This is a genomic window from Eisenbergiella tayi (genome assembly GCF_001881565.1).
Lineage (GTDB): Bacteria > Bacillota > Clostridia > Lachnospirales > Lachnospiraceae > Eisenbergiella > Eisenbergiella tayi.
The window spans coordinates 1,352,008-1,368,317 of the sequence record NZ_MPDJ01000001.1 but is presented as its reverse complement, the minus strand read 5'-3'; the positions used below and the strand labels follow the sequence as shown (position 1 = coordinate 1,368,317).

The window sequence follows — 16,310 nt, the reverse complement described above, 5'->3', positions numbered from 1 at the left end:
GCCACGTCCTGTGAGATATCCTTATTTGCAGCAGGTTCCATTCTCCGAGGATCAATCTCATATTCAGCAAAGCACGGCCGTCATTTTTAATATACAGAGGTTCTCTGTTTTTGACGGTCCCGGAGTAAGAACTGCTGTTTTTTTCAAAGGCTGCAATCTGAGATGCCGTTGGTGCCATAATCCGGAGTCTTATGAAAAACGGCCCCAGCTTGCCTTTGATAAACAAAAATGCATAGGCTGCGGCAGCTGCGTGGAGAATTGTCCGGGCGGCTGCCTCCTTCCGGATCCCGGAAGGGGACTCGTATATGACCGGAAGAACTGCCGGGACTGCGGAAGCTGTACCCGGGGCTGCTATGCCAGGGCGCTCAGCAGGATTGGCTATGAAATCACGGCGGAGGAGCTGATGGAGGAGCTTCTGGAGGAGCTTCCTTACTACCGGGAAAGCGGAGGAGGCGTTACCTTTTCCGGAGGGGAATGCATGCTCCAGCTTGATTTCCTGGAAGAGGTGCTGCTGCGTCTGAAGGATAAAGGAATTCATACCGCCGTAGATACCGCGGGAAATGTGCCTTTCGAGGACTTTGAGCGGATTCTGCCCTATACGGATCTGTTCCTTTATGATATGAAGGCCTTTCATGAGGAGGTTCACAGGAAACTGACAGGAGTGTCAAATGAACGGATCAAGGATAACTTGGTGCGGCTGGCACAGGCGGGAAAGGATATCAGGATCCGGATTCCGGTTGTGGAGGAGCTGAATGCATCAGAGCTTCCCTTTATGAAGCGTTTCCTGTGGGACAACGGGATCCGTGATATCGAACTCCTGGCTTATCACAGGATGGGTGTGGGAAAGGGCGATCTTCTGCTGGAACCGATCGTCCAGGAAAGCTTCCGGGAGCTGGGAGCGGAAGAAATGGAAGAGTATAATAGCAGTTCAGACAGAGCTGCGCATTTACTGCGCGGATAGGAGCGATTATGATAAATACGGAAAAAACGATTCTTTCTCCCCGTATCGAGAGGAAGATTGAGCAGCTGCATCAGGATAAAATAAGAATAAATAAAGAAAAAATAGATCATTTCGGCTATCTGGATATCGATGATCATGGATTCCTGTATTTTCCTGACTTCACCTTTGAACCCATTACCCATGAGGACGGCAGGGTATACGGGATGAAAATGCTGGGAGACAATTACAGGAAAATTCTGAATGAGATGCCGGTATACAGCAATCCTTCCAGTGCGCTGGCCACCTGTTGGCCTGGCAATCTTTCCAATTGGATGGAAATAGGGTTCCGTGAGGAAAACGAGCCGAAACACCTTTTCCCCATATATGAAAAGTATAATATCCTGCAGCACGGCTGCGGAGGGATGAACCATCTCTGCCCGGATCTCACCATAGGTCTTCAGCTGGGGTGGAAAGGCCTTCTGGAAAAGGTAAGATATTATAAGGAATTGAATATCCATGGTGACGTCTCTTTTTATGAAGGAGAGGAACAGCTGCTTCTGGGTGTTCTGGAATGGATTAAGCGCCATGTGGATTATACAAGGGGACTGGCTGAAAATGCTGCGGAGGAAGAGCTGAGGATCCACTATACACAGGTGGCGGACTGTAATGAATGGCTGCTGGAAAACCCGCCCCGGACGCTTCGGGAGGCATGTCAGTTTACGGCTCATTTCCAGTGCATTGACAGAATGTATTATGCCGGAGGCGCGCTGGGACAGATGGATGAGCTGTTCCGCCCTTACTATGAAAAAGATAAGGAAAGCTTAGGGCTTACCGATGAAGAGGCTGTCTGGTATTTTGCCAGCCTGTTCTTTAACGACACCCATTATTCCCAGATTGGCGGGCTTACGCCTGCCGGGGATCAGGACTTGGCAAGCCGCGTCAGTTTCCTGATTCTGGATGCGGTGCACTATCTGAAAATTCCTTCCAATGTGGCGATCCGTGTGCATGATTCCATGAACGAAGTGCTTCTGCGCCGGTCGCTGGAATATAACATGGAGGATGGAACCGGCGTCTGCTACTCCTGTAATATGGGCTGTGAAGAGGGCTTTGTAAAGAACGGGTTCCCGGAGGAGCTGGCGCGTATGCGTATCAAATCCGGCTGTAACTGGACGGCGATCCCCGGTGTGGAATATCCTCTGCAGGACGTGACCCGGATCAATATGCCCATGGCTCTGTATCAGGCCATGGAAGAGATGAAGGGAATGGAACAGCAGGGTACGGATACGCTTTGGGAGCTTTTTGCAAAGCATCTTACCATTATGGTGGACTGCATCAAAGAAGGCTATGACTGGCATTATGAGCATGTTTCCGAGGATACGCCCGAAATCATCCTGAATCTGTTCATGCACGGCCCGGTGGAACGGGGGCTGAACTGTGCCAGAGGAGGCGTGGATATCGTTGATCTGAACATTGATGGGATCGGCCTGGCTACCGTAGCGGATTCCTTCGGAGCCATTGAGCAGAGAATCGAAAAAGAAAAGGTTCTCACCTTCCGTGAGCTGTACGCCGCCCTGGATGCGGATTTTGAAGGATATGAAAGAATCCGTCTCATGCTTAAGAACATTGACAGGCTCGGCGCGCCTCATTCGCCTTCCATGAAGTGGGCGGAAAAGGTAAGGGATCTGTTTGTGAGTCTCTGCATGGACGAACCCACACCCAGGCACCGTTTAAAGGTTATTGCGGGTATGTTTTCCCATGGGGATATTGTCAGGTATGGGGAAACCCTCCCTGCCACGCCGAACGGAAGGAAATACGGGGATCCCATTTCTCATTCCAATGAACCGGATCCGGGCTTTGCCAATGGCCTGCATACCTTTTCCCCTTCCCTGAAAGCGAATACGGTGGCGAAGCTGCAGCCGGGCTTCGGGAATTCTTCCCCGCTCCATCTGGACGTGGACAATTCCATGATAACCAAGGAGGGCGGCGTGGAAGCGCTGGAAACACTGATCCATACCCATAACCATATGGGAGGGACGCTGATTAATCTGAACTGTCTGACGAAGGATCGGCTGCTGAAGGCCCATGCGGATCCGGACAGCGATCCGGATCTGGTAGTAAGAGTGACCGGCTATTCCGCCTTTTTCTCTTCGCTGTCGCCTAAATACCGGCAGCAGATCGTGGATCGGTTTCTGAATTAACTGCGCAGCGTATCGCCGTGATAATTATATGAACGGGCGGAAGGATAGAAGATATTATGGAATATACGGGCAACTGCCTGAAGCTGTTAAGCTTCTGGGCAATTAACGAGGAACTGAAGCTGTCCGTCCTGAAAGGCCAGCTTGAGGAAATGAAGGCAATGGGCCTTCGGGGAACGGTTTTTCATCCCAGATATTATCCGGGAAGGCCCGCTTATATGAGCGGCGCCTATCTGGATATTCTGTCGGAAATCATCCTGTACGCCGGACAGCTGGAAATGGAATTCTGGATCTATGATGAGAACGGATGGCCCTCCGGAAGTGCGGACGGCCATGTGCTGGAACATTTCCCGGACAGCCGGTGTGAGTGGCTCAATTACCGTAACGGAGAAGTGGTGCTGGAAGGGAAAGCCGGGTTTAATACGTTCCGGAGAGATGAAATGGCATATTTCATCGAGTATACTTATGATGGATACCGGAAAGGACTGTCGGAAGAGGCCTTTGCCTGTGTTACCGGATTTTTCAGTGATGAGGTGGGCTTTCTGGACGGACACGGCGTATCTGTAAGTATGGGAGGAATTCCCTGGTGCCCTGAGGCGGAGGAAGTCTATGGACAGCTTCGGGGCAGGAAGCTCAGGGATGACTGGAAGCTGCTGTTTACAGAAGGGGAAGGGTACGAGGAAGTACGGCTTGCTTATTGGAAGATATTAGGTGATATTCTGTCGGATGCCTTTTACAAACCTGTGAATCAGTGGTGCGAAGCCCATGGAAAGCGGTATACCGCGCATCTGAAGGGAGAAGAAACTCTGTTTTTCCAAACGTCCTGCAGCGGTTCCCTTTATCAGAACCTGAAACAGATCAATGTGCCCGCCGTGGATGCGCTGGAGCGTTATCCCGGAAACCATTATTATCCAAGGACCGTTTCTTCTTTGAGCAGACAGTTTTCAGACGGACGCTGTATGGCGGAGGCCCTGGGAGGAAGCGGCTGGGGTCTGTCGCCCGCGGATCTGGAAAACTACGTGGACTGGCTGGCGGAAAGCGGCATTGATACCATCGCTTTTCATCTGTGGCAGTATCAGGCGGACAGCGCTTCGGTACGGGACTGGCCTCCGAATATTCCACGAGGGCTGTCCTGGAAGGACGCGGCTTCAGCCGTATTCGGTAAATTATACCGCAAATGGGATAATCGGCTTCACAAACCAAGGCCGGTGCTTTTGGTTGCGCCGGAAAGAGGAGTGCAGGCGCAGTTTGATCCTGCTGACGCCATAGCTCTTAACGAGCATAACGGAAGCGGGACACCGGACAGCCGGAGCGGAAAGATAAGCCGGGCTTTTTCCCGGTTCGCGGAGCATTGCTATGAACAGGGGATTCCTTTTGATGTTACAAGTGAACGGATATTGGAGGAACATGGACATGTGGAGGATGGTGTCCTGCGGATAGGGAAGGCTGTTTATTCCGCGGTCATTTGCGGGGATGGCGCGTGGTTTCTGGAAGAACAGATCCGGGAACAGGCAAAAGCGGCCGGGATTTGGTATGAAGCCGGGGAATGGCAGTGGCATTATACAGGCCATGGCGGCAATCAAATTCTGCTGGAAGAGAAGGAATGCCATATTCCCTGGCGGGGATGTGAAGATACTGAAGGAGAATGGCGCATCCGTTCCCTGGATCCCCTGGAGGGCATCCGGGCAGGAGAAACTCAACTGATCGGAGAAGAAAAAGAAGGAAATGTCGTTTATACAATTCCTGATTCCGTGAAAAAGTCTTTTCTCAAAAATGGGGAAATCAGTCTGCGCTGGGAAGCATGTCCTGAAGGGGAGAACGCTCCCTTTGTATATCTGGAAGGGAATTTCGGTGTGAAAAGCACTGAGGGTTTCCGGGAGAAAGACCGGCATCAGTGGGAAACCGCCGGTGACTTTTATCTGACGGATATTCGGGAGGATGAGGTGGATGTCAGGGATTTGTGCGCGTCCGGTTTTCCTTTCTGCGGAACCTATGTGGAAATGGAGAGCCTGCATTATACAGGAGCGGATGGAAAACTGAGATTTGATAAAACCGGCCTGCATGCGGACTGCATGGCAGTTATGCTTGACGGGGATACGCAGCTTAGATATTGCTGGGGGCCGGAATGGGAGCTGGCGGGGATAAAACAGGGGATACATCGGACGGTCATCCGACTGTTTCCCAGTACCTTTAATACTTATGGACCTCATCACCACATAGATGGGGACCGGCATCTTACAAGCCCCATGCAGTACAGCGGGGAAAAAGGATTTGCAGATGCCCCGCATGCCCCGTCTTTTACCCTGACTGATAACTGGCATTTTGTGAAGTTTGGAATATAAACGGCTGACAGGGAAGGGAAGCCTGGCGTAACGATTCAGAATTTATCCGGACGGCAGCGCCTCGGCCGCCCGGAAGCTATAATGCGGCCGGTATCAGATAGGAGGCGAATTCGCGGAGACTGTAATAGGTTCTGCCGTCGGCCCCCTGTGTGGTATCGGCCATTATCATGGAATTAAGCACCGCTTCTTCGGTGGCTTCTCCCACGGCGCGGAAGGCGTGATCCAGGGCCGGCTCGGAAAGAATGCTCTGGGTCAGGACGGATTTTTCAGATTCTGCGGGAATGCGGTTGGCGGTGGTGAAGCCTATCATGATTTCCCCGCTGCCGTGCCCGGTATAGGAGCCGGTGCAGGCCAGGCCGTTGGCGGCGCGCCGGATGATGCGTTTCAGCTGCCGGTCGGAAACGGGAAGATCCGTGGCTATGATCATCATGATGGAACCCTGATCGTCTGCGGTGGGAATCACTTTGGTAAAATTGTCGGTGGCGTTAAGAAGCTCTTCTCCCACTTTTCTTCCCTGTATGGTAAAATACCGGGTTGCGCCGAAATTGGACTGTACAAGAACGCCCAGGGTATAGATTTTCCCGTCCAGGGGAATGAGCCGGGAGGCGCTTCCGATTCCGCCCTTGAAGCCATAGCAGACCGTGCCCCTTCCGGCGCCTACGGAACCCTCTTCAAAATCCGCGCATGCATGCTCCAGGGCTTCTCTTACATGGCTTTCATTTACCGCCCGGCGGCAGATGTTATTGATGCGGCTGTCGTTGCATTCTCCTACTACCGGATTGACGGAATGTACGGTTACTCCTTCTTTTTCGCAGCTTTGAATAGTATGGGAGATCAGAGCGTCGGACACCAGGCCGACATTCAGGGTATTGGTGAGAGCGATCGGAGTTTCCAGACAGCCCAGTTCCTCTATCTGGGGAAGCCCGCAGGTTTTGCCGAAGCCGTTTTGGACAAAACATGCGGCGACAGGCTTGGACAGAAATGGGTTTTCCGTACCGGGAAGAATGACGGTAACTCCGGTTTTGTTTTCCGGGGTGGAAATGGTGGAATGGCCTACCAGAACGCCCTTTACATCGGTTATTTTGTTGAGCGGGCCGGGCTGCATGCAGCCCGGGGTGATGGAATAATCCCGGATTCTTTGTTTTTTCATTTTTACTCCTGTTTGTGTGTGGAATGCACTTTCTGCACTGATAAGAAGGGCTTACTAGTCTTTGCCCGTTTAGTGATGAGAAAATTCTATGTATTATAAAACAAGGCAGATAAATCACGTTTACTGTGAAATATCCGTCTTGTCTCATGATAAAGTTTAAATTTTAATTCCTAATTGACGCATCATACCATATAGATTCCGTGTCCTCACTCCAAAGGCGGCAGCGACATCCGGAATTTTTGCATTTTTATTAGGTGTTTTTTTACTAAGGCCACCAGATTTGACTTCCTCAGTAACAATGGTGTATCCATGAACAGAAGCGGCAGCGATAAGCCATGGATCTGCGATATGTCCTGGTGCCCATGTATGTAAAGCGGATTCTTTATAAAATCCGCAATTTACAATATACTGCAGTACTTCCTGATATTTGGTTATAATTTCAGGAGTTACGTGTGGGCATATCTGCAGATTTTCTATTCCATCAAGCCAACGGGATAAATCATCTTGTCCGGTATCAATCTCATCTTTTACCATATCTAACACGACCAAATATTTTGATATGAGAGGATTCGATAACTCTTTCCAATAAGATGGGATCAGATCAAAGGCATAGTAGAATCGAAAGGGTGTCATAAAGAAATTAGAATAAACTAAAAATTTTTCAGTAGTCTCTACCATTCTGCACCTCCCAGACGATCAGCCACTTCTGAAAAAGTCTTACGGCTGGTATTTGTTAACCGATAAGCTTCTGTATAAGAAGTTCTTCCCATATTTATACTTTCGCATAAAGCTCTGATAAAACATCGGTCAAGCCTGGAAGTCATTGTATTATAGTAGTTACCGCCGGATTCTTTATTTTCCCTGGCTGCCTTATATGCATTCAATGCTTTTTCCACAATTTGGTCATATGCGGACTTAGTAATTTTTTTGTTATCTAAAGCCTTTCTTGCAATTACAATTTCACTGCAAAGGAAGTATTTAGAGATGGTTTTTATCCGCTGAAATAAATCTTCCACGGCAGTTTGATTCCATTTATAAAGAAAAATTTTTTGAGGAACCATTAATTCGCCTGCGGCGGCATTGCATATAAATTCTATTTGCTTCATGTTGTCAGGGCTGCTTCTCATATCATTATAAAAATCATCTTCGCCCAGCCATATATGAACAATTTCATGAAATAAAGAAAATAAACGCGCACCCTGAGAATCAGCAGCATTTATAAAAATAAGCGGCGCCCATTCATTTACCAAAGTAAATGCACGGAACTCTTCTACATTCAGTGCTCTGTGTGTATTTTTATTGACGATACCATTCATCATCACAACGATACCGTTTTCTTCCAACAGGCCTCTCATATAATTAAAAGCATTGGGTATATTATTGCATTTTTCAAACCATGCCTTATCTAATTCCAAATCAGCACGAATCTTATCAACAATTGCCGTTATGTCAGTACTTCCCTTCATACTTCCTACTATTGGCAATACGTCAAATCCCATGTCCTTTCTGTAACTGATCATCCAGTCCTGGACGGCTTCCATCTCATGGATAGTGTCAATTAAATTACGGCTTGGATTGGCAGACTGAATACTATCAACTGTTCGGTATTCTAACAATGGTATATATTCTTTGGGAGGTGTTTGCAAAAAGAAATATCCTAACGGAATATTGGATTTTTTACTGAAATCCTCTATTTGATTGAAAGTAGGCGTTTTGGTGCCATCAAGCCAATGCTTAATATTTTTCATAAGCTTATCACCCAGCTTGGATTCTTGAGTTTGGCTAAGTGCCCAATGAATTACTTCCGGCTGAATATTAACATTTATTGCTGGCATACATTTCTCCTCCTTTCAATATTTCTTACTATTATTATATCAGAAAGCAACATATTTGCATCAACATTTTGAGTAAATATAATATAGTTTTATTTTTATATTTGTTGTTCCATTAATCATGTGACACAAACGAAAAAATAAAAGACATCCCGGTTTCCAACGGAAACCCGGGATGTCTTTTGTGTAGTTTATATAGATCTCTTGGAGGAGTTCTTATAATTATTTGCCGAAGTATCTCTCCAGTAAGCCCTGGAATGCCTTGCCGTGACGAGCTTCGTCTCTTGCCATTTCATGAACGGTATCATGGATAGCGTCAAGGTTAGCAGCCTTTGCACGCTTAGCCAGGTCAAATTTACCTGCAGTTGCGCCGTTTTCTGCTTCTACTCTCATTTCCAGATTCTTCTTTGTGGAATCAGTTACTACTTCGCCAAGCAGTTCAGCAAATTTGGAAGCATGCTCTGCTTCTTCATAAGCAGCTTTTTCCCAGTAAAGTCCGATTTCAGGATATCCTTCTCTGTGAGCTACTCTTGCCATAGCAAGGTACATACCTACTTCGGAGCATTCTCCTGCGAAGTTAGCTCTCAGGTCTTCCATAATATCTTCGCTTGCACCCTGAGCAACACCTACAACGTGCTCAGCAGCCCATTCCATTTTTCCGCTCTGTGCGGTGAATTTCTCTGCGGGAGCTCCGCAAACAGGACATTTCTCCGGTGCTTTTTCGCCTTCATAAACATAACCACATACCTGACATACAAATTTCATAATCTTTTTCTCCTTTTAATTTAAAATGATTTTATTTTGTTACAACTCGCCGGTTATCCGGGAGTTGTGGATGGCTGTTTGAAACTTAAGAGAGAGCTTTCAGCTTTTTCTCTTTACAGTGGGGACCCAGGCCGTAAAAATAAGTGATATGGCCGGTTATCTGTCCGTTAAAGTTTTTAGCGGCTGTCTGGTTGATATAGTCGATGCTGTCCATGTCTAAATCAATCACATTTCCGCAGTCGCTGCAGACAAAGTGATAATGAGGACTGGTGTCTGCGTCAAAATGGTCGACACCGTCACCGACGCGTAATCTTGCAATTTCACCAAGATCTGCCAGCAGCGTAAGATTTCGGTACACAGTACCAAGACTGATGTTAGGAAACTCTGTTCTCACATTGCTGTAAACTACATCTGCCGTCGGATGGTCCTTTCTTGTCATCAGGAAATCTTTGATGGCTTCCCGTTGACGGCTGTATTTCAGCATCATCTCACGCCTCCTTTCTGTTGAAAACGATAACTGTTACTGTTACTATAGCAAAGCATATTCTTTTTGTCAATATCTTTATACTTTTTTTATAAATTTATTTTGCCGTTTTTATATTTAGGATTTCTTAATATGATATAATGTTCACAAGATGTGCTTTTCCGGATGAACAGCAGCAGTGTCCGAAAAGCGCTGCATCCTGCTGGCAGGACAGAATAACATCGGATATGCAGGGAAGGATAGGAATAATAACAATGAAATTCAGAACGAAGTTAATTATCACATTTTTAACTGTAATCCTGTTGCCTTTGCTTCTGTCGGCGATAGCATTCCTGGCTATCGGCGCTGTTTTAATACACAATTCTGATTTAAGTTATGGGTTTGAAACTACGGACTACAGTACCATGTCTGATTCTCTCGCTTCCTTCAGCGATATTACCGACGATATTTTTTGTGACATTGAGCAGCTTGCGGAAACGGATCCGTCCAGGCTGGAGGATAAAGAATATCTTGCGGCAATGAATGAAGATGCTTTCAAACGTTCTTCCTATATATTAGTAAGAAAAGGTACAGGCATATATTATTCGGGGAATGAAACGGCGACCCAGAAAATTTTCGGCAGGCTGCCTTCCTATGGATTTGAAAGCCGGGACACCAATGCCGGTTATTACTATAATGATATGCAGAAGCTGGTGAAGCAGATTGATTTCCGGTTCTCGGATGGTTCGGAGGGAAGCGTTTTTATCATTACAAGAGTGAACAGCGTTATCTCCAAGGCGCTTCTTATCTATATGTTTTTTGCTATTGTAATTATTCTCATTGTAACAAGTATTATTCTCACCCAATGGATATATAAAAGTGTATTTGCACCTATCAACCGTTTGAACGTGGCCATGCAGAATATAGCCGAAGGGAACTTTGAGTATACCCTCACTTCGGAGGATACCAATGAAATCGGGGAGCTGTACCGTAATTATGAGGATATGCGCCTGCGTCTGAAGGAGTCCACGGAGGAGAAGATACAGAATGAACGCCAGAACAAGGAACTGGTGAGCAATATTTCCCATGATTTGAAAACTCCCATTACGGCTATCAAGGGTTATGTGGAAGGAATTATGGACGGCGTGGCGGATACTCCGGAAAAAATAGACCGTTATATTAAAACAATTTATAATAAAGCCAATGATATGAACCGGCTGATCAATGAACTGACCTATTATTCGGGAATTGACAGCAACAAAATTCCTTATAATTTCCATCGGATTAATGTGGCGGAATTTTTTCAAGATTGTGTTGAAGATGTGGGGCTTGACCTGGAGTCTAAAAACATCGAACTGAATTATTCCAATCTGGTGGATCCCGATACCCGGATTATTGCGGATCCGGAACAGCTGAAGAAGGTAATCAACAATATTATCGGAAACAGCATTAAATACATTGATAAACCTAAGGGTATTATCAATATAAGAATCCTGGATGAGGTAGATTCCATCCGGGTGGAAATAGATGATAATGGAAAGGGAATAGCGGCCAAGGATCTGGGAAATATTTTTGAACGTTTCTACCGCACGGACGCATCCCGCAATTCCGCCATGGGAGGCAGCGGTATCGGCCTGTCAATCGTTAAAAAAATAATTGAAGACCATGGAGGTTACATCTGGGCAACCAGTAAGGAAGGAGAAGGAACCTGTTTACATTTCGTAATCAGAAAATACAGGGAGGCAGAAGAAAATGAATAAGATATTAATTATTGAAGATGAAGAAGCAATTGCAGATTTGGAAAAGGATTATCTGGAGCTGTCAGGCTTTCAGGTGGAAATAGAACATGAAGGGGATAAAGGGCTGGAACGGGCTGTAAGCTCAGATTATGACCTCATTATCCTGGATTTGATGCTTCCCGGAATGGACGGCTTTGAAATCTGCCGCCGTATCCGTGATGAGAAGAATATTCCCATACTCATGGTATCTGCGAAAAAGGATGATATTGATAAAATCAGGGGTCTGGGCCTTGGCGCGGACGATTATATGACGAAGCCCTTCAGCCCCAGTGAGCTTGTTGCCAGGGTAAAGGCTCATCTGGCCCGTTATACAAGGCTTGTAAGTTCCCAGCAGAAAACCAATGATATCGTGGAAATCCGCGGGATACGCATTGATAAGACCGCAAGGCGGGTTTATATTGACGGTGAAGAAAAGGCATTTACCACGAAGGAATTTGATCTGCTTACATTTTTGGCGGAAAATCCCAATCATGTGTTTACCAAGGAAGAATTGTTCCGGGAAATCTGGGATATGGATTCTATCGGGGATATCGCTACCGTTACGGTGCATATTAAGAAAATCAGGGAGAAGATTGAGGCGGATACGGCAAATCCCCAGTATATTGAAACGATTTGGGGAGTTGGGTATCGGTTTAAGGTGTAAGGTGAGACCCAAATCGTTTGCGATTATGGGGAGTTGGGTACCGGTTTAAGGTTTAAGATGGGCACAAAGTCGTTTGCGAATAGGGCGAATTGGATGTCGGCTTAAGGTCTGGTATCAGCGGCAGAATAATTTTGGAGCAGGGGAAAATATGACAATAGGCAGTGATGGGCCGGCAGAGAAAGACATTATCAGGGATAAGGTTCGAAAACTTTATTCCGCTTATCAAAAGGGATATCTGGGCGGAGAAAAAATGCCTGAAGATGAGAATCCCGGATTAGATAAGGCATCAAAAGAGAATTATATGTATTTTACTCTGCCCATGGCTTTAAACTATCAAAGAAATTCATATGTCCTTTGGGAGTGTGCAAATCGATTATACAGTGAAGCAGATGCAGGAACAGTATTTGACTGTCAAAAAGTATGTAGTATGCCGGCTGAACAGCTAAAAGAAATACTTGTTAAATATAAGGTTGCATTACAACCGAATAAACAGCCGGTTATATGGAAAACAATCTGCAGCACCATAAAAGACAGGTTTGATGGAGATATTCGGAATCTATTCCGTGATAATAATTATTCCGTATGGAAAATAAAAAAATATATAGAAGAAAATAAGAGAGACTTTCCATACCTGGGCGGTAATAAAATATGTAATTACTGGCTGTATGTAATGGAAAAGTATACAGATGTAAGTTTTACGGACAGAGAAAATATTACAGTTGCCCCTGATACGCATGTAATACAAGCCAGTGCCAGATTGGGGATTATCAGTCCGGAAGAAATAAAAAGTTCAGATGTACAGTTGATTGTAGTACAACGATGGAAAGAACTGCTTGAAGGAACAGAATGGGTGCCTATTGATATCCATACACCTATGTGGCTTTGGAGCAGAGGAAAATTTCAAGTAGAATTATAGAGTTATTTATAGGCAGTTGCCAGAATTTATTAGATAATCGCCGTCAGCCAGAAATATAGCTGACGGCGGTTTTTTATGCCTATAGATAAAGTAGGAAGAAAGCCGGTTATCAGTCCGGTATAAATTCAATGATGGTTTACAATTCTTTTTGCATATGTATTTCGATATTCCGAAGGAGTCATGGAAGTAATGTTCTTATAAGTCCGGGCAAAATTGTGATAATTAGAAAAACCAAGGGAATCAGCGATTGAAGTGACGCTCATATTAGTGTCGCTGAGCAGGAAATTTGCTCTTTCTATTTTCTGAGAGAGGATATACTGCTTCAGACTTATTCCTGATGTCTCTCTGAAATAACGGGAAAGATATTTTTCATTGTAGCCAAAATGAGAAGCGATACTTGATACCTTCAGATTATCACTTATAAAATAGTTTATGTAATCAACAATATCATTATAAAGCTGTTTCTGAAGAGGAATATTGGGGGTATCTGCATCTTTTTTTTCAGTGAGAGAAATTATGTGCTGGTTGGAAATTTCGCTGATAATTAAGGTGGTCATATAATCCATATAATGGGTATCATAACCGGTACGAACACAATTTTGCAGTTGTCTCATAAGAAGCAGTACACGTTCCGGATAAAGAAGTGTTTTCTGAACTGGAAGAAGAATATCATTTCTTCCGCCGTCAATTTTACTGGGGATAAGTCCTGATACGGGATAGGCACGTTGACAGGAGAAGTGCATCCAATAGAAACTGCATTCTGATTCACGGAATCCCCTGCGGATTCTTTTTTCATCACTCGGTTTTGATGAAGGAGGCTGAAGCAGAAGATACTGTCCGGGAGTTACCGTATATTTAACATCCTGATACTGAAGGTACAGGTTCCCTTCTGTTTCAACAATAAGTTCATAATCCTCCGTAGTCTGTACACTATGTGTCCATTTAGAGGAGAGGGCTTCAAATTTTCCGGTTCTGTTAAACATTAAGGGATTAGCTATATTGATCATGTAGGCAAGGCATTGAGGCATTTTATTCACATCCTGTCTTTATTAATACAAAAAGTAATTTTTTGATACAAAAAATATCCGGAAAAATAAGGTTGTATGTGTTTTGCTACTAGAAGTTGTATCCCTTTTTATAAATTATAGACCATAAAATACTACAATTCAATAGTAAAAAGCATAAGAAGTAGGAAAAACAGTATTCTAGGAAAAAAAATTACTGTATCTGAAACAAGTTTCTAAATGATACATTTTAATACGTTTATGCATTTTGATGGAATGTATAAAATTGTATAATAGTTATAAATAAATTGATAGCCGGCAGAAAAAAATGAATATATTGTACAAAAAGTCTCGGTATAAAAGAGATTCTTAACTTGTTACATTAGTTCAGTTTTTTCATAAATACAATTTATTTTCGAAATCTATGTAATTACAAGAAAAGTATCAGGAAACATTCAGTATTGCTAAAACAAAATGGGGATGTTTACAAATCAAGGAGGGAATGTTATGAAATACAAAAAGTTATTGGCATTAGTACTTACAGCCGGTATGCTTGGTGGAATTTTGTCAGGATGTATGCCTGGTTCAGGAACAGGAGAGGCTGCAAGTTCGGAGCCTGCAGTGGAAAGCAAACAGGAAACGACGGAAGGCAATACCGTACAGGAGGCAGATTCTTCAGAAAATGCAGGAGGTTATTCCTTGCCGTTATGTGATCCAGGAAGTGAGTCCCTTTCTATTCTCACATATCAAAACTGGCATGCATCAGCATATTATGATTCTGATGAAGGTCTTCCAGTAGAAAATGAAATTGAAAAAATCACCGGTGTTAAGGTGGAGTGGGAATGTGTTGCCAGCGGCGATTATAACACAGTAGCTCAGACGAGACTTGCGTCCGGCAGTGAACTTCCGGATATTATCCGTGTTCCTAACGGCACTACAGGATTAGCAGACTATAGTTCCCAGGGACTTCTGGTTAATATTAAGGATTATATAAATGAAACGGATACGCCTAATCTTTGGAAATTATTCCAGGAACAGCCTATATATGAAGCGCAGATGACCTCACCTGATGGAAATATCTATGGTCTGCCTCATGCAGAATTTGATATTAATAATTACGTATTAATGTGGAATATCATAAGACAAGACTGGCTTGATAAATTAGGGCTGGAGATGCCGGCCACCATTGATGAATATCATGATGTGCTTGTTGCATTCAGGGATCAGGATCCAAATGGCAATGGAAAAAAGGATGAAGTTCCTTTAGGCTACCAAAATGATCAGATGTTTGGACTTTATACATTTAAAGAGGCCTTTGGATTTAATAATACGGATATCTGGTCTGTATCCGATGATGGAGTTGTGGCTTTTGACCTTATGGATGAGAAATTCCTGGATTGCCTGACAACGCTGAACCAGTGGTATAATGAAGGGCTTCTCAGCACAACTACTGATGGTTCCGATTCCGATTCTCTGATTTCACAGGACAGGCTGGGAGGACAAACCTTATCCTCTACAGACAATGTCATCGGCAAAGATGATTTGGTAAGCGAGACAAATCCGGATGGACATTATGTGTTTATTCCTGCATTAACCAATGAAAATTATCCGGATAATAAACCCACTGTCAGTAAGAGACAGTCATTTCATGATTATTATGCCGTTACAATTGACTGTGAGAATCCAAAGCTTGCAGTACAATGGCTTGACTGGGTATATGCCTCCGAAGAATCTGCAGTACTGCGTTACTGGGGATTTGAAGGTGATACATTTACCGAAGAAAATGGACAGAAAGTATTTACAGATAAGGTTACCAATAGTGGAACCAGTGCTATTGATGTAATGCGCGGAATTGGGGCCTGGCCGAATTTTGTAGGGAATGAAAGCGGAGAGCCGTTTAAGGCTATGTATGTTGGTTCTTATTTTGAAGAAGCTTATAATGAGTTCAAAGACATTATGAGTGACAGAGTTCCCATTGCTATCGGAACAGATGAAGAGAATAAGGTATATACAGAAAAATGGCCTGATATTGAAACATATGTAAAAGAAAATGTTGTGAAATTTATCACAGGCAACAGAGCTTTAAGTGAATGGGATGTTTACGTGGATACTCTGAAACAGATGGGAATAGAAGAGGTGGTTGCTGTAAAGCAGGCATGGTATGACAGGACACAGGAAGTAATGCAGTAAAAAGGACTGTGCAGCAGCCACATTGTGGCTGCTGTTGTCCAACTATACCCGAAAGGGCTGATTGAACCGAA

At 44.5% G+C, this 16,310-nt stretch carries 13 protein-coding genes; 7 read left to right on the top strand and 6 right to left on the bottom strand.

The features are described from left to right. Positions 1-25 precede the first annotated feature (25 nt). The 3 genes from BLA28_RS05635 to BLA28_RS05625 are packed head-to-tail and all read left to right on the top strand — an operon-like array spanning position 26 to position 5,477. Positions 26-961: a glycyl-radical enzyme activating protein gene (locus BLA28_RS05635; RefSeq protein ID WP_242880562.1), complete on the top strand. Its 936-nt coding sequence runs from the start codon at positions 26-28 to the stop codon at positions 959-961. Between the two features lie 8 nt (positions 962-969). Further along, positions 970-3,138, top strand: a complete 2,169-nt coding sequence (locus tag BLA28_RS05630) for a pyruvate formate lyase family protein (RefSeq protein WP_069156376.1) — start codon at positions 970-972, stop codon at positions 3,136-3,138. Positions 3,139-3,194: 56 nt separating this feature from the next. Continuing rightward, positions 3,195-5,477 carry a hypothetical protein gene (locus BLA28_RS05625; RefSeq protein ID WP_069156375.1) on the top strand — a complete coding sequence of 761 codons (2,283 nt, stop codon included), beginning with the start codon at positions 3,195-3,197 and terminating at the stop codon, positions 5,475-5,477. 76 nt (positions 5,478-5,553) lie between these two features. Here the strand turns inward: BLA28_RS05625 and BLA28_RS05620 are convergent, their stop codons facing one another. The 5 genes from BLA28_RS05620 to BLA28_RS05600 all read right to left on the bottom strand — a co-directional run bounded on the left by BLA28_RS05620 (position 5,554) and on the right by BLA28_RS05600 (position 9,711). Then, complete coding sequence (locus BLA28_RS05620; RefSeq protein WP_069156374.1) at positions 5,554-6,627, bottom strand: DmpA family aminopeptidase; 1,074 nt, start codon at positions 6,625-6,627, stop codon at positions 5,554-5,556. 156 nt (positions 6,628-6,783) lie between these two features. Beyond that, positions 6,784-7,305 (bottom strand): DUF4411 family protein, encoded by a 522-nt coding sequence (locus BLA28_RS05615; RefSeq protein WP_069156373.1) that lies wholly within the window; start codon positions 7,303-7,305, stop codon positions 6,784-6,786. Next, positions 7,299-8,462 (bottom strand): ImmA/IrrE family metallo-endopeptidase, encoded by a 1,164-nt coding sequence (locus tag BLA28_RS05610; RefSeq protein ID WP_069156372.1) that lies wholly within the window; start codon positions 8,460-8,462, stop codon positions 7,299-7,301. The genes BLA28_RS05615 and BLA28_RS05610 overlap by 7 nt, the downstream gene beginning before the upstream one ends. 219 nt (positions 8,463-8,681) lie before the next feature. Beyond that, a complete protein-coding gene (locus tag BLA28_RS05605; protein WP_025486236.1) occupies positions 8,682-9,227 on the bottom strand; it encodes an NADH peroxidase in 546 nt (181 codons plus the stop codon). A gap of 82 nt (positions 9,228-9,309) precedes the next feature. Then, positions 9,310-9,711, bottom strand: coding sequence for a Fur family transcriptional regulator (locus BLA28_RS05600; RefSeq protein ID WP_207650788.1), 402 nt, complete (start codon positions 9,709-9,711; stop codon positions 9,310-9,312). A gap of 251 nt (positions 9,712-9,962) precedes the next feature. Here BLA28_RS05600 and BLA28_RS05595 point away from each other — a divergent pair, with 251 nt between their 5' ends. From BLA28_RS05595 to BLA28_RS05585, 3 genes are all read left to right on the top strand, one after another. Beyond that, positions 9,963-11,447 carry a sensor histidine kinase gene (locus BLA28_RS05595; RefSeq protein ID WP_009256058.1) on the top strand — a complete coding sequence of 495 codons (1,485 nt, stop codon included), beginning with the start codon at positions 9,963-9,965 and terminating at the stop codon, positions 11,445-11,447. Next, entirely contained in the window at positions 11,440-12,129 is a 690-nt protein-coding gene (locus tag BLA28_RS05590; protein ID WP_009256057.1) for a response regulator transcription factor, read from the top strand. The genes BLA28_RS05595 and BLA28_RS05590 overlap by 8 nt, the downstream gene beginning before the upstream one ends. A 148-nt stretch (positions 12,130-12,277) precedes the next feature. Further along, complete coding sequence (locus BLA28_RS05585) at positions 12,278-13,045, top strand: hypothetical protein (protein WP_069156370.1); 768 nt, start codon at positions 12,278-12,280, stop codon at positions 13,043-13,045. 125 nt (positions 13,046-13,170) lie between these two features. Here BLA28_RS05585 and BLA28_RS05580 read toward each other — a convergent pair whose 3' ends face one another. Beyond that, positions 13,171-14,073, bottom strand: a complete 903-nt coding sequence (locus tag BLA28_RS05580) for a helix-turn-helix transcriptional regulator (RefSeq protein ID WP_069156369.1) — start codon at positions 14,071-14,073, stop codon at positions 13,171-13,173. A gap of 483 nt (positions 14,074-14,556) precedes the next feature. Here BLA28_RS05580 and BLA28_RS05575 point away from each other — a divergent pair, with 483 nt between their 5' ends. Further along, positions 14,557-16,239 (top strand): extracellular solute-binding protein, encoded by a 1,683-nt coding sequence (locus tag BLA28_RS05575; protein ID WP_069156368.1) that lies wholly within the window; start codon positions 14,557-14,559, stop codon positions 16,237-16,239. The last annotated feature ends 71 nt before the right edge of the window (positions 16,240-16,310 follow it).

Excerpts from the sequence above, each read along its gene's own strand:
- BLA28_RS05630 (WP_069156376.1), top strand. The coding sequence starts at position 970 with ATGATAAATACGGAAAAAACGATTCTTTCTCCCCGTATCGAGAGGAAG.
- BLA28_RS05625 (WP_069156375.1), top strand. The coding sequence starts at position 3,195 with ATGGAATATACGGGCAACTGCCTGAAGCTGTTAAGCTTCTGGGCAATT.
- BLA28_RS05620 (WP_069156374.1), bottom strand. The coding sequence starts at position 6,627 with ATGAAAAAACAAAGAATCCGGGATTATTCCATCACCCCGGGCTGCATG.
- BLA28_RS05615 (WP_069156373.1), bottom strand. The coding sequence starts at position 7,305 with ATGGTAGAGACTACTGAAAAATTTTTAGTTTATTCTAATTTCTTTATG.
- BLA28_RS05610 (WP_069156372.1), bottom strand. The coding sequence starts at position 8,462 with ATGCCAGCAATAAATGTTAATATTCAGCCGGAAGTAATTCATTGGGCA.
- BLA28_RS05600 (WP_207650788.1), bottom strand. The coding sequence starts at position 9,711 with ATGATGCTGAAATACAGCCGTCAACGGGAAGCCATCAAAGATTTCCTG.
- BLA28_RS05595 (WP_009256058.1), top strand. The coding sequence starts at position 9,963 with ATGAAATTCAGAACGAAGTTAATTATCACATTTTTAACTGTAATCCTG.
- BLA28_RS05590 (WP_009256057.1), top strand. The coding sequence starts at position 11,440 with ATGAATAAGATATTAATTATTGAAGATGAAGAAGCAATTGCAGATTTG.
- BLA28_RS05585 (WP_069156370.1), top strand. The coding sequence starts at position 12,278 with ATGACAATAGGCAGTGATGGGCCGGCAGAGAAAGACATTATCAGGGAT.
- BLA28_RS05580 (WP_069156369.1), bottom strand. The coding sequence starts at position 14,073 with ATGCCTCAATGCCTTGCCTACATGATCAATATAGCTAATCCCTTAATG.
- BLA28_RS05575 (WP_069156368.1), top strand. The coding sequence starts at position 14,557 with ATGAAATACAAAAAGTTATTGGCATTAGTACTTACAGCCGGTATGCTT.